At 71.3% G+C, this 13049-nt stretch carries 13 protein-coding genes; 5 read left to right on the plus strand and 8 right to left on the minus strand.

Annotated elements, in window-relative coordinates; genetic code table 11:
- Window positions 1-25: 25 nt before the first annotated feature.
- Window positions 26-1552: a CYTH and CHAD domain-containing protein gene (locus tag ISO16_RS23230; protein ID WP_072634475.1), complete on the minus strand. Its 1527-nt coding sequence runs from the start codon at window positions 1550-1552 to the stop codon at window positions 26-28.
- Between the two features lie 221 nt (window positions 1553-1773).
- Between ISO16_RS23230 and ISO16_RS23235 the strand changes: the two genes are divergently transcribed.
- Window positions 1774-2307 carry a flavodoxin domain-containing protein gene (locus ISO16_RS23235; protein ID WP_006946953.1) on the plus strand — a complete coding sequence of 178 codons (534 nt, stop codon included), beginning with the start codon at window positions 1774-1776 and terminating at the stop codon, window positions 2305-2307.
- A complete protein-coding gene (locus ISO16_RS23240) occupies window positions 2297-3304 on the plus strand; it encodes an Acg family FMN-binding oxidoreductase (protein ID WP_072634476.1) in 1008 nt (335 codons plus the stop codon). Before ISO16_RS23235 ends, ISO16_RS23240 begins: the two co-directional genes overlap by 11 nt.
- 24 nt (window positions 3305-3328) lie before the next feature.
- Here ISO16_RS23240 and ISO16_RS23245 read toward each other — a convergent pair whose 3' ends face one another.
- Together ISO16_RS23245 and ISO16_RS23250 are read right to left on the minus strand one after the other, a co-directional pair.
- Entirely contained in the window at window positions 3329-3835 is a 507-nt protein-coding gene (locus ISO16_RS23245) for an SRPBCC domain-containing protein (RefSeq protein WP_006946948.1), read from the minus strand.
- Window positions 3836-3864: 29 nt separating this feature from the next.
- Window positions 3865-4785, minus strand: a complete 921-nt coding sequence (locus ISO16_RS23250; protein WP_072634477.1) for a pseudouridine synthase — start codon at window positions 4783-4785, stop codon at window positions 3865-3867.
- 100 nt (window positions 4786-4885) lie between these two features.
- Here ISO16_RS23250 and ISO16_RS23255 point away from each other — a divergent pair, with 100 nt between their 5' ends.
- On the plus strand, window positions 4886-5746 hold the full coding sequence (locus ISO16_RS23255) for a universal stress protein (RefSeq protein WP_072634478.1): 861 nt from the start codon (window positions 4886-4888) through the stop codon (window positions 5744-5746).
- Here ISO16_RS23255 and ISO16_RS23260 read toward each other — a convergent pair.
- Together ISO16_RS23260 and ISO16_RS23265 are read right to left on the minus strand one after the other, a co-directional pair.
- Entirely contained in the window at window positions 5743-6921 is a 1179-nt protein-coding gene (locus ISO16_RS23260; protein WP_065923530.1) for a site-2 protease family protein, read from the minus strand. The two genes, ISO16_RS23255 and ISO16_RS23260, sit on opposite strands and share 4 nt — an antisense overlap.
- A 2-nt stretch (window positions 6922-6923) precedes the next feature.
- Window positions 6924-7823: a universal stress protein gene (locus ISO16_RS23265; protein WP_072634479.1), complete on the minus strand. Its 900-nt coding sequence runs from the start codon at window positions 7821-7823 to the stop codon at window positions 6924-6926.
- 129 nt (window positions 7824-7952) lie between these two features.
- Here ISO16_RS23265 and ISO16_RS23270 point away from each other — a divergent pair, with 129 nt between their 5' ends.
- Both ISO16_RS23270 and ISO16_RS23275 read left to right on the plus strand, forming a co-directional pair.
- Window positions 7953-8954 carry an alpha/beta hydrolase gene (locus ISO16_RS23270; protein ID WP_230304420.1) on the plus strand — a complete coding sequence of 334 codons (1002 nt, stop codon included), beginning with the start codon at window positions 7953-7955 and terminating at the stop codon, window positions 8952-8954.
- Complete coding sequence (locus tag ISO16_RS23275; RefSeq protein ID WP_072634480.1) at window positions 8947-9825, plus strand: oxidoreductase; 879 nt, start codon at window positions 8947-8949, stop codon at window positions 9823-9825. Before ISO16_RS23270 ends, ISO16_RS23275 begins: the two co-directional genes overlap by 8 nt.
- Here ISO16_RS23275 and ISO16_RS23280 read toward each other — a convergent pair.
- The 3 genes from ISO16_RS23280 to ISO16_RS23290 form a co-directional block, all read right to left on the minus strand.
- Window positions 9800-10546 carry an aspartate/glutamate racemase family protein gene (locus tag ISO16_RS23280; RefSeq protein WP_072634481.1) on the minus strand — a complete coding sequence of 249 codons (747 nt, stop codon included), beginning with the start codon at window positions 10544-10546 and terminating at the stop codon, window positions 9800-9802. The genes ISO16_RS23275 and ISO16_RS23280 overlap by 26 nt on opposite strands.
- A 5-nt stretch (window positions 10547-10551) precedes the next feature.
- A complete protein-coding gene (locus ISO16_RS23285; RefSeq protein ID WP_072634482.1) occupies window positions 10552-12123 on the minus strand; it encodes an NCS1 family nucleobase:cation symporter-1 in 1572 nt (523 codons plus the stop codon).
- Between the two features lie 127 nt (window positions 12124-12250).
- Window positions 12251-12991: a GntR family transcriptional regulator gene (locus tag ISO16_RS23290; RefSeq protein ID WP_072634483.1), complete on the minus strand. Its 741-nt coding sequence runs from the start codon at window positions 12989-12991 to the stop codon at window positions 12251-12253.
- Window positions 12992-13049: the final 58 nt, after the last annotated feature.

A 13049-nucleotide genomic window follows, 5' to 3' on the forward strand; every position in this document is an offset into this window, starting at 1 on the left:
GGACAAGGACCCGGTCGGCAGTGGTTCACTTCCACAGCGGTTTCGCCGCCCGCCGCGCCCGCTTCCACGCGCGTTCGAGCTGCGCGACCTGCGCTTCACCGATCTCGAGTTCGCGCTGGTAGGCGATCCCGAGGCCGAAGCTCGACTCGGCGGTGTGGTCCTGCTCGGAGACCATGTCGAGCAGGTGCTCGCGGGCGACCACCGAGTCCTGGAATTCGCCGAGCAGATCCTGGAAGTCGTCGAAGTGATCGAGGGCGCGCTGGGCGCGCTTGCGATGCAGCGGCCGCAGCACCTCGATGGCGTAGCGCATCCGCTTGGCGCCCTTGCGGGCCCGATGGACGAGTTCGTCCCGCTCGGCGTGCGTGGCTGCCTCCCCGGCGTTGCGGACCCGGCGCGAGACCTTCTTCGCGAGGCGGGCGAGGGCGCGGTCGAGGTCCTTCGGGCGAACCTGTCGTCGCTGCTCGCCGGGACCGGATCCGACTGCCCCCCTCGCCAGCCCGTCGATCAGTGCGTCGAGCGAACCCAGCAGGGCCGCGTAGCGATCCGAGTCGAGAGTGCCGACGGCCTCGAGCCGGGCCGCGTCCGACCGGGCGGAGAAGTACTCGTCGATGCGGGCGCGGATGGCCTCGCGCTGCGCTTCCACGGGCACCTCCGCGACGCGGTCCACGATGCGCTCCCACTGCACCTCGAGGTCGCGTGAGGGGCTGAGTTTCCTTCCCGTCCAACGTAGTTCGTCGACCAGGCTGTCGTCGATCGCGAAGGTTCCCGCATACGTCTGCAGGGCACTGCGGATCCGGCGCAGGGCCTTGCGCATGCTGTGGACGGCGTCCGGGGCGTCCCGGCGCACGCCGATCTCGGCGAGCTCGAGGGTGCGCAACTCGCCGCGCAGGTAGTCGCGCAGGTGCCCGGCCGGGCCGGGCACCGGCTCCTCGGTGGGCAGCAGATCGGCGAGCGCCCGATGCAGCTTGGAGGGATTCGGGGCGCGCTCGATTCCGGCGGCGGTCAGCCGATCCTCGACGGCATCGAGCAGATCGGTTCCGGCCGAGGCGAGCTCGACCTCGATCTCGCGCCACCGCTGCGGCTCGCTGCCCTCCCCTCGGGTCGCGACGACGTCGTCGACGACGATCTCGGCGAGGGCCCGCCCCTCGTCGTCGATCAGGCGGTGGCGCCACCGCTGCGTGTTCAGCACCGCCGCGAGCGCGACGGGACGCGCACGGCGCACCCCGTGCAGGAGGGCGAGCAGTTCGGCCGGTGGCCGGGCGGTGTCGTCGCCGAGGGGGAAGCGCACCTCGGTCCGGGTGTCCGTGCCGGCGGGGAGCTTCACGTGCCAGCCGGCGTCGTGACCCCCCTCGCGGCGGCGCAGGGTGATCCCGGCGCGCAGCAGTCGCAGATCGTCGGTGTCGTAGTACCGCGCCGACAGCTGCTGAAGGTCGGGTTCGGGGTGTCCGTCGACGCCGGGCAGGCCCGACAGGTCCGGCAGCTGCTGCGCGTGCCCGACCGCGTACTTGCGTTCCGATTCCTGAACCGCATCGATCCTGGGCGGCGTGGTCATGCGATCCGACTCCTGTTCCGGCGGTTGCCCTGCGTGTCCTCGTCGCGCTGGTCGGCGGCGTTCGTCAGACCACTCTGCCACCCCGGCACCGACCTGTGCCCGTCGCACGTGATCGCCGCAACGGCCCGGCTGCGGCCGGCCCGGGAGCGGGGCCCTTCGACTCTGTCCGACCGCGTGCCCGTCGGGCGATCATCGAATAACCTGGGCCGGGGAGGACACAGATGAGGATTCTGGTGACGGCGGCGAGCAGGCACGGCTCCACCACGGAGATCGCCACGGCGCTCGCGGCCGCCCTGCGCGACAAGGGAGCGCACGTCGACGTCGTCGCGCCCGAGCAGGTCGACGCCGTGGACGGCTACGACGCGGTGGTCCTCGGCAGCGCCGTCTACCTCGGGCACTGGTTGCATCCCGCCAAGACCTTCGTCGATCGGCACGCCGGCGCGCTGCGGGAGCGCGCCGTGTTCCTGTTCTCCTCGGGCCCGATCGGCGACCAGGACCGCCCCGTGAACAGGCCGTACGACGCCTCCCTGGCGACGGAGCGCACGGGCGCGCGCGAGCACCGGATGTTCGCGGGGAAACTGGATCCGGAGGTGCTCGGCGCCGGCGAACGCGTGGTTGCCCGCATGACCGGAGGACGCACCGGAGACTTCCGGGACTGGGACGCGATCGGGACCTGGGCCGCGCAGATCGTCGAGTCCGTGGAGCGGCATGCGGTCGAGTCGAGCGGCTGGGGGAGAGACAACGATGGTTACTGAGATCCGGCCGGACACCGCGGCGATCCGGGATGCGGTCGAGTCGGCGTGCCGGGCGCCGTCCCTGCACAACAGCCAGCCGTGGCGTTGGGAGTGGACGGGCGAACGGCTCGAACTGTATGCCGTCGCCGAGCGCATGCTCGGCCACACCGATCCGAGCGGCCGGCAGCTGGTTCTCGGCTGCGGGGCGGCACTGCACCACGCCCGCGTCGCGCTGTCCGCCGCGTCGTGGATCCCCACCGTGACCCGGCTTCCGGATCCGTCGCGACCGGACCTGCTGGCCGTTCTCGACTTCGACCGGCCCCACACGGTCGACGCCCGTGACGCCGCCCTCGCCCTCGCGATCGACGCCCGGCACACCGACCGGCGGCCGTTCGCGGCGCCCACGACCCTGCGCGAGAGCCTGGTGGATCTGGAGAACGCCGCCCGCCGGGAGGGGGCGTCGCTGTCGATCCTCGACGCCGAGGCCCGCTCGGACCTCGCGCGGGCGTCGGAACTGAGCGCGGCGATCCGCGAGGGCGACGAGGCCTACCGGCAGGAGCTGGCCTGGTGGACCGGTCGCGCGGAGCCCGGCGACACGGGCGTGCCGGCGTCCGCTCTGCTCGACGACGAGGCCGCCGGGGACATCGATGTGGGACGGCGGTTCCCCACGGGCGCAGGAACTCTGGACACTGCGCAACCGAAGGCGGACGCGTCGGCGCTGGCGGTGCTCAGCACCCGGGCCGACGAGCGGATCGACTGGCTGCGGGCGGGGGAGGCGATGTCCGCGGTACTGCTCGAGGCCACCGCGGCGCATCTAGCGACGTGCCCGCTCACCCACGTGACGGAGATCGAGGCCAGCCGCGGCATCGTGCGCACGGCGACGGCGCGGACCGGGGAGGTCGCGGGATTTCCCCAGGTGGTGATCCGGTTGGGGGCCCGCAGCGCGCGGGGACTGCCCACCACGTCGCGACGTCCGGTCGACGAGGTCTTCGTCGACCGGAGCGGACGGGACGGATAGCCGCCGGCAACCGGCCGAGTGGGATCAGTCGGACGGGTTGCGGTACTTGTCGGCGAGTTCCCGGGCGCGTTCCCACGGCGACCAGTTCACGTCCCGGCCCTCCAGCTGGGCCTCGAGCACCTCGAACCCGGCGTGCCAGTCGGCGCCGTGCGCGTAGGCCGAGTCCTCGTCCTCGACGGTGTGCGTGAGCGTCAGCCAGCAGCCCCCGGACCCGTCCGGCACCAGTTCCCAGTGCAGGACCTCGGCGTCCCACATGTACTCGAGGATGCGCCCGGGATGCACGGAGATGACGGTCCCCGTGGCGGTGTGGTCGGCGGGCAGCCCGAGGCGCTCGGCCTGCTGCTCGGTGGCATGGAAGACGAGCTGGGCACCGGGGGTGAGATCCAGTTCTACGCGGGCCGGGAACCAGGCGCGTAGGTACTCGGGGTCGGTGATGACCCGCCATACGCGGTCCGGGGGATGGGCGAAGGCGTGCTGGAAGCGCAGGGCGACGCGGCCGTCGTAGGTGCGCGAGACGGTGCCGTTATCCATGGGGTCCTCCAAGACGTGAGCCCGTGCGATCAACGGGGTCCTGGTGTGCTGTGCCTCCATGCTGCCAGGTTTCGGGCGCTGGCGAAGCGGGTCCGTCGACCTGTATACGGATCGTCGAACTCCACCGCGCGGGCCAGCAACTGCAGTGGTCGTGAATAGTCTTGGGGCGCAACGTCATATACATCGGGATACAGGTTGTCCCCGAGGATCGGCAGGCCGAGCGAATTCATGTGCACGCGCAACTGGTGCGTCTTGCCGGTGCGGGGCAGCAACCGGTAACGGCCCAGCCCGGCGTCCGTTTCGAGCAGTTCGACGCGGCTGAGGGCGTTGATCTCACCCCGCACCTCCCGCGCCTGCAACACGCCGCGCTCCTTGACGATGCGGCTGCGCACCTCGCGCGGAAACCGCATCCCGGGCACGTGCCGGGCCACGGCCTCGTATTCCTTGTCGACCCGGCGGGCATCGAAGAGCGACTGGTAGGCCCGGCGCGCACCGGCGTGGACGGTGAAGACCAGCACGCCCGCCGTGAGTCGATCGAGCCGATGGGCCGGGCTCAGCTCCGGCAGGTCGAGTTCCCGGCGCAGCCGCACCAGCGCCGTCTCGGCCACCCACGACCCACGCGGTGTCGTCGCCAGGAAGTGCGGCTTGTCCACCACCAGCAGATGCTCGTCGCGATGCAGGACATCGATCTCGAACGGCACCCGCTCCTCGACCGGCGGATCGCGGTACAAGTACACGAATCGGCCTGCCGCGTACGGGGTGTTCCCGGTGATCGCCGCGCCGGCACCGTCGACGACCTCACCGGCCGCGACCTTCTCCTGCACGCGTGCCGCGTCGGCGGGGAAGCGCGCCAGCAGAAACTCCGCCACCGTCGCCCAGGAGCCGCCGTCGGGCAGGCACAGGCGGGTCGGATTCAGTCCGTCGCGGACGGGCAGCGGGGCACGGCGCACACCCGCACGGTAACTGTTTCCGCCAACCGACCGCGCGGCGACCGCAGGATGGCGACACTGGTGGCGGAAGATCCGGACGGAACGGGACAAGGAGCGGGCGATGAATGATGCGCCGATCGTGGTCGGGGTCGACGGATCGGCGCCGGCGCGTGCCGCGCTGCGGTGGGCGGCCGGCGAGGCCGCCTCCACGGGGGCGCCGCTGCTGCTCGTCTCCAGCGCGAACGCCGGCGGGATCGGCGCCTCGTCGCCGTTCTTCGACGAACTGCGATTCACCGCGCGACGGAACCTGGCGTCCGCCGCGGAGACCGTGGAACGCGAGCACCCCGAGCTGTCCGTACGCACCGAACAGTCGAGCCTGGTGGCCGCACAGGCGCTGCTCGGGTATTCCGGTCGGGCACGGATGCTCGTCCTCGGCCGGCGCGGTCTCGGCGAGTTCACCGGCGGACTGGTCGGATCGGTGACCTCCGCGGTGGTCGCGCACGCGCACTGTCCCGTCGCAGTGATCCCCGGGCCCGACGAGAGCGGACGGGGCGCGGACGGCCCCGTCGTGGTCGGTGTCGACGGCTCGCCGGCGAGCCTGCACGCCCTCGACGTCGCGTTCGAGGCCGCCGACCGCTACAAGGCGCCGCTGGTGGCGGTGCACGCATGGTCCGACCGAGACCTCGTCGACGTCGTCGCCGGCACGCCCGGAGCCACCTGGGAGGACGTCGACCAGCAGGAGAGCGTCGTGCTCGCCGAGTCCCTCGCCGGCCGCACGCAGGACTATCCGAACGTCGACGTGGAACGGGTCGTCGTGCGGGACCGGCCGGTGCGCCACCTGCTCGAGCGGGCGGAGAACGCCCGGCTGCTCGTCGTCGGCAGCCGCGGCCGCGGCGGCTTCGAGGGCATGCTGCTCGGCTCGACGAGCCGGGCGCTGCTGCACACGACGCCGTGCCCGCTGCTCGTGGTCCGGCGCGACTAGGGATACCCGGGTCGGGTCTGCTCGTCCGGCGGCGGTGTGCGGCGGATGGGCAGGCCCAGCGCGCTGCGATCGCAGGCCCGCACCAGGTCCGTCGCCGTGACGATGCCGACCAGTCGTTCGCCCGACACGACGGCCACGAGGTCGAGCCCCGGCCGCAGCAGCACCCGGCTCGCGACCTCGGCGAGCGACGCGTCGGCGGGCACCCGCGCCGCCGCGGGCAGCGGCCGGGCCCGGTCCGCGACCGCGACGACCGTGCGCTCGCCCTCCGGGACGGGCGTCAGGTCGGACAGCGACACCACCCCGGTGGGCCGGTGGCCGTCGTCGACGACGGGGAAGACCCGGTGGTGCGAGCCGCGGGCCGCGACGGCGAGGAGCTGCGCTACGCTCCAGCGCGCGGGGGCGGCCACCGGCGACGGCGTCATGACGTCGCCGACCCGGGTGTCGCCGAGCTGATGCCGTAGCGACGCGTTCGCGAGCTCGGCGTTGGCCGCGGTCCGCAGGAACCAGCCGAGGAGCATCAGCCACAGGCCGCCCGCGCTGCCGAGGGCGAGCGTCTCGGCGGCGCCGAGCAGGATCAGCGCCAGCCCGACCGCGCGGCCGGAGCGCGCGGCGCCGCTCGCGGCCGCGAGGCGGTCGCCGGTGCGGCGCCACAGCACCGCCCGCACGACCCGTCCGCCGTCCAGCGGCGCACCCGGCAACAGGTTGAACACGGCCAGCACCAGGTTGGTCGCGCCGAGCCAGCCGATCGTCGCGGTCACCAGCTCCGGGACGGGCGGGCCGAGGAACGAGGCCGCCGCCAGCGCGACGACGCCGATCCCGACGCTCGTGAGCGGTCCGGCCAGCGCGATACGCAGATCGGCTTTCGGGTTCGGGGGTTCGTCGCGCAGCTCGGAGACGCCGCCGAGCAGCCACAGCGTGATCCCGTCCACCCCGACTCCGTAGCGGCCCGCCACCACCGAGTGCGCAAGTTCGTGGGCGAGCAGCGACACCAGCAGGCCCACCGCCGCGGCGACGCCCGCGATCCAGAACTGTGCGGGGCTCGGACCGCTGATCCGGGCGGGCAGGATCGCCCCGGCAAGCAGCCACGACAGCAGCCCGAGCGTCGCGAGCAGCGACCAGTGGGCCCGGATCTCTATCCCCGCGACCCGGCCGAGCCGGATCGATCCGCGCAGCATCGTCACACCCCCGGACGGCAGATCATGGTCGGGCACGGCGCGTGGTGCAGCAGCGCCTGACTCGTCGAGCCCAGGAGCAGGCCGCCGAGCAGTCCCCGGCCGTGGCTGCCGACGACGCTCAACTGAGCGTGCGTCGCCAGTCGCAGCAGCAGGTGCCGGGCGCCGATCTGCTCGACGATCTCGGTGACCGGCACGTCCGGGTACCGCTCGCGCTGCCCGGCGATGCACTCGGACAGCAACGCGGTCTCCTCGGCCTCGACGACTGCCCAGTCGATCAGTTCGAGCGCCGCGGTGCGGCCCGCCACCTCCCCGGTACCCCACGCGTGCGCGGCGAGGACGCCGACCCCGAGCGCCGCGGCCATGTCGAACGCGGCGGTGACCACCGGGCCGGCGTCCTCGCTGCCGTCGATGCCGACCAGCACCGGCCGGCGGTCCGTGCCCGGTTCGGGGACCGGATCGCCCCGCCAGAGCACGACCGGGCAGGTGGACCGGTTGGCGACCCGCAGCGCGGTGGAGCCGGTGAGCAGCGAACCGAGCGCACCCGTGCCGGTGGCTCCGAGCACGAGCATCCGGCTGCGGTCGCCGTGTTCGAGCAGCGCCAGGTCGGGTGGGCCGTCATGGACGGTTGTGACCACCTCGAGATCCGGGTGCCGCCGGTGCAGCGCCGCCGCGGTGTCGTCGAGCAGTTCACGGCCGATTTCGGCGAGGCGCTGGGTGTATTCGGTCCGCGCGCGCAGCGCGGCGTCACTGAAATAATTCCGGGGGCCCGGCAGCGAATGGACGAGGTGCAGGTTCGTGCCGAGCCGCGCGGCGACGGCTGCGGACCAGGTCGCGGCCTGTTTCGCGGCGTCGGAGCCGTCGATTCCGACGGTGACCGGCCGCCTGCCGAGGTCGCTGCTCATTGCGCCTGCCTTTCGGTTCGGCTTTGCTCGATAACGATTATGTGCAAGCCTCGTACAGGCCGACGTGGACCTCTACCGTGTTGTTGCGTAACTGTCGGGGCCACAGTTGTTGTTGCTACAGATGTGCTGATGGAGCCTGGTGTGACTCATACTTCCAGAACCAAGGCCGGACGTCGGGGGGTTCGGACGCTCGTCCGATTCCTGATCGCGGCGCTCGTGCTGCCGCTCGCGGTGGCCTTCGCCGGCGCGGGCACCGCCTCGGCGGACCCCTACTCCCGCCTGCGGGAGCACTGGGTGCCGGCGCCGGGCGGGGTCGGCCAGATCAAGGTCCGCATCTGGCTGGCGAACAACGGCAGCAACAAGGCCATGTACCTGCTCGACGGCCTGCGCGCCACCAACGACGTGAGCGGCTGGGAGCACGAGACGAACGCCGCGTGGCTGTCGGATCACGGCGTCAACGTGGTGATGCCGGTCGGCGGCCAGTCCAGCTTCTACACGGACTGGTACGCGCCGAGCAACCTCAACGGCCAGCGCTACACCTACAAGTGGGAGTCCTTCCTCACCCAGAACCTGCCGGACTTCCTGGCCGGTACGTACGGCATCGACCGTTCCAGCAACGCGATCGTGGGCCTGTCGATGGGAGGCAACGCGGCGCTGATCCTCGCGGCCTACCACCGCGACCAGTTCCGCTTCGCCGGTTCCATGTCCGGTTACCTGAACCTGTCCGCGCCCGGTATGCGGGAGGCGATCCGCCTCGCGATGATCGACTCCGGCGGCTACAACGCCGACTCGATGTGGGGCCCGCCGTGGAACTCGGCGTGGCTGCGCAACGACCCGTTCGTCGCCGCGCCCAGCATGCGGGGGCTGCCGATGTGGATCTCCGCGGGCAGCGGCCTGCCCGGCCAGCACGACCGGCCGAACTCCGCGATCGGGGTGTTCAACACGGGTAACGCGATGGGACTCGAGGCGCTCGCCCTGGCGCAGAACCGCGCGTTCCAGGTGCGGTTGGCGACCCTGGGCATCAACTCCGCCCACTTCGACTTCCCGGCCGCCGGCACCCACACGTGGGGTTACTGGCAGGACCAGTTGTGGGCGATGCTGCCCATGATGAAGTCCTCCATCGGTGCCTGAACGGTTCTCCCCGCCGGCAACCGGCACCCTGCGGGGCCGCACCTTCGTGGTGACCGGCGCGAACAGCGGCCTCGGTGCGGCCACCGCCCGGGCGCTCGGTGCCGCCGGTGCCGACGTGGTGCTCGCGTGCCGGAACGTGGCCAGGGGCGAGGCGGTCGCGCGGGATATCGGCCCGCACGCGCAGGTGCGCCGGCTCGATCTCGCCGACCTGGCGTCGGTGCGGGAGTTCGCGTCGGGCATCGAGACCGTCGACGTGCTCGTCAACAACGCCGGCGTGATGGGTGTGCCGCTGAGCCGCACGGTGGACGGCTTCGAGATGCAGATGGGCACCAACCACCTCGGGCACTTCGCGCTGACCGGGCTGCTGCTCGATCGGCTCACCGACCGCGTGGTCACCGTCTCGAGCATGAGTCACCGGTTCGGGCGAATCCATCTCGACGACCTGAACTGGGAGCGCCGCCGGCACTACAGCCGCTCGCTGGCCTACGCGGAATCCAAGCTGGCGAACCTGATGTTCAGCCTCGAGCTCGGGCGCCGGCTGGCGGCCGCCGGATCGCCGCTGCGGGCGGTGGCCGCGCATCCGGGCTACGCGGCCACCGACGTCGGCACGCACACCGGAACGTGGTTCGACCAGTTGTTCCGCCTCGGGAAGAGAGTGCTCGAGCGCACCCCGGCCCAGGGCGCCGAATCCGTGGTGGTGGCCGCCGCCGATCCCGAGGTGACCGGCGGCTACATCGGGCCGGACCGCTTCTTCGAGCTGTACGGCCCGCCGACCGTGGCCGCCTACAGCCGCCGCGCCGGAGATCCGGACACCGCCCGGCAACTGTGGGAGCTGTCGGAGAAGCTCACGGGCGTGCGGTTCGAGCTCTAGCGAACGGCGCCAGCAGGCCCGCGTACGGCTTCGCCGGCGGGACGGCGAACTCGCCCCGTTTGCCGGTGCGCAGACCCAGCGTGACCAGGGACTGGACGAACAACGTCGCCGCGGCCACCCCGTCCACGACCGGGGCGCCGAGCTCCTCGGAGATGTGTGCGCACAGGTCGGCCATGCCGGCACACCCGAGCACGACGGCGTCGGAGCCGTCCGAGTCGAGCGCCTCGAAACAGGCCTCCGTGACGATCTTGCGGGCGTCGGGATCGGTCTCGAGGTCCAGCACCGGCAGCTCGCACGCGTGCACGCCGAGGCAGGACCGGCGCAGGCCGTACCGTTCGGCCAGATCCCACGTCCGGCCGGTGGTCCGGCCCAGCGTCGTGACGACGGAGAAGCCACGACCCAGGAGCGCGGCCGCGTGCATGGCGGCCTCCGCGATGCCGACGACGGGCCCGGCGGCGATCTCCCGCGCTGCGTCGAGCCCCGGGTCGCCGAAACAGGCGATGACGTATCCGTCGACGCCGGCCTCCTCGCCCGCGGCGATCTCGGCGAGCACACCCGGTACGGCGAGCGCCTCGTCGTAGTGGCTCTCGATCGAGGCGGGACCCATCGTGGGGCTGACCGCCTCGACATCGGTGCCCGGGCCGGCGACGGCCCGGGCAGACGCCTCGATGGTGGCGGTCATCGACCGGGAGGTGTTCGGGTTGACGACCTTGATGCGCATTCCGATCAGCCCACGCTCACCGGTTCGGCGGAACCGTCGCCGACGCGGACCGCGAGGGCGGTGCGGGTGGCGAGGACGTAGTAGACGGCCAGGCCGAGGCCGCACCCGATGAACCAGCTGTACTGCGCGGCGGTGTGCATGCCGGGCGCGGACTTGACCAGCACCGGGATCACCGCGACGGCGGCGCCGACGACGGTGGCGATCACCGCGGCGGGGTTGTAGCCCTTGCGGTACCAGTACGCGCCGCGCTCGGACATGGTGAACAGATCGTCGACGATCACCTTCTGCCTCCGCACCAGGTAGTAGTCCGCGATCAGGATGCCGAACAGCGGACCGATGAACGCGCCGAGCGTCTCGAGGGTGTAGTGGATGACATCGGGGTTGTTGTACAGGTTCCACGGGGTGATCAGCACCGAGCCGACGGCGGCGATCATTCCGCCGGCGCGCCAGCTGATCCGCTGGGGGCTGACGTTGGAGAAGTCGAAGGCGGGGGAGATGAAGTTGGCGACGATGTTGATGCCGATGGTGGCGACGGTGAACGTCAGGGCGCCGAGCACGATCGCGAAGGTCGAGTCGATGCGGGCGACCGTTTCGACGGGATCGGTGATCAGCTCGCCGTACACGGGCAGGGTCAGCGACGCGGTGATCACCACGAGTAGTGAGAACACCAGGAAGTTGACCGGCAGGCCGAGGAGGTTGCCTTTCTTCACCGCGGCGAAGGACTTTCCGTAGCGGGAGAAATCGCCGAAGTTCAGCATCGGTCCGGAGAAGTAGGACACCACCAGCGCAATCGCGCCCAGCATCACCGGAATCGCATCCAGGCCCGTGTAGGTCACCGAGCCGAGATTCAGATCGATTGCGCTCCAACCGGCCTGGGAGATCAGGTAGCCGCACAGCAGGAACATCACGACATAGACTGCGGGACCGCAGAAGTCGATGAACCTACGGATCGACTCCATGCCGCGCCAGAATACGCAGGCCTGCACGACCCACAGGGTCAGGAAACTGCCCCAGCCCAGGGCGGAGAGCCCGGCGAAGCCGTAGTCCTCCACCACCGCGTACGGGGCCAGCGACGGGAACAGCTTGATCAGCACCACATCGAGCGCCGCCGAGGCGAGGAACGTCTGGATTCCGTACCAGGCCACCGCGATCAGGCCGCGGATGATCGCGGGTATGTTCGCGCCGAGCACCCCGAAGACGCTGCGGCAGATCACCGGATAGGGCACGCCGGTCACCTGACTGGGCTTGGCGACGAGGTTGCAGAAGAAGTAGACGATCGTGATGCCGGCGAGCAGGGCCACCAGCACCTGCCAGCTGGCCAGGCCGAGGGCGAAGAGGCTGCCGGCGGTGACGTAGCCGCCGACGCTGTGCACGTCGGACATCCAGAACGCGAAGATGTTGTACGAGCCCCAGCTCTGCTTCTTCAGCGGGGCGAGGTCCTCGTTGGTGAGCCGCGGGTCGTAGTCCGGCTCGACCAGCCCGCCGCCGACGGGGTGGCCCGCCGCTTCGACGAGGTCGTCGGCGCCGAGCACGGCGCCGGGCGGCAGATCACGGCGGGGAGAGATCAATTCGGTCATGGGTACTCCTGGGCGTCGACGACCGGCGGGGCGCCGATCGGTTCGGCACGGCGCAGGTCCGCGAGGAAGGCAGTGGACCCGGAATCTCAGCGACGGTGGTGAATTCCGATGAGGAGAACAGTAACGATCAGGTGTTGCCGGTGGGTTTCCCGATCGGTATATCTTCCGGGGTCAGCAACCCGGCGTCGGCGGGCAGCGTCGCGATCACGGAATCGAGCCGATGGTTGTGGGCGTCGGCGGCGGCGAGGAGCCCCGGCGTGTCCCGGGCCAGGAACGCTGTCAGCATCCGCTCGTGCTCGGCATGCAGAACTGTCCGCTGCGCCGCGGACACGTGCACCATCGGTTGCACGGGTTCGGTGATGTTCCAAGCCGATTCGAGCATGTGCAGCAGCCGGTGCATGCGCGACGGGCCGGCCAGCGCCAGGTGGAACTCGCGGCTCTCGCGGTGGTAGGTGTGCGGATCGTCGTCGGCGACGGCGCGTTCGAGGCGTGCGTGGACCCATGCGGCGTGGGCGTGATCGGCTTCGGTGGCCAGCGCCACCGCCGCCGTCAGTGCTGCCGTCTCGAGGGTTTCCCGCACGAGATACATCTCGCGGAGTTCGGCGGCGGTCAGCCGGGCGACGGTGTATCCGTGGTTCCGCCGGTGGTCGACGAGTCCCTCGCCGATGAGGGTTTTCAGCGATTCCCGGATCGGGATGCGGCTGACGCCGAACAGTTCCGCCACCTCGGGTACCGGTATGGGGGTTCCCGGCGGGACGGCGCCGGAGAGGATGACGCGGCGTAGTTCGTCGAGGATGGCCTGCTGGGGACGGCCGGGGGTCCCGGATTCGAGCCGGTCGAGCAGTATCGACCTGCGACGTGGCGGCACGGGACCCCTCCTACTGCTCCCTTCGGAATTCCGGCGCGACAGGCGACGGAAGCGAGGC

The sequence above is a fragment of the Rhodococcus sp. M8 genome (assembly GCF_015654185.1).
In the GTDB taxonomy this organism is placed as follows: Bacteria; Actinomycetota; Actinomycetes; order Mycobacteriales; family Mycobacteriaceae; genus Rhodococcus; species Rhodococcus aetherivorans.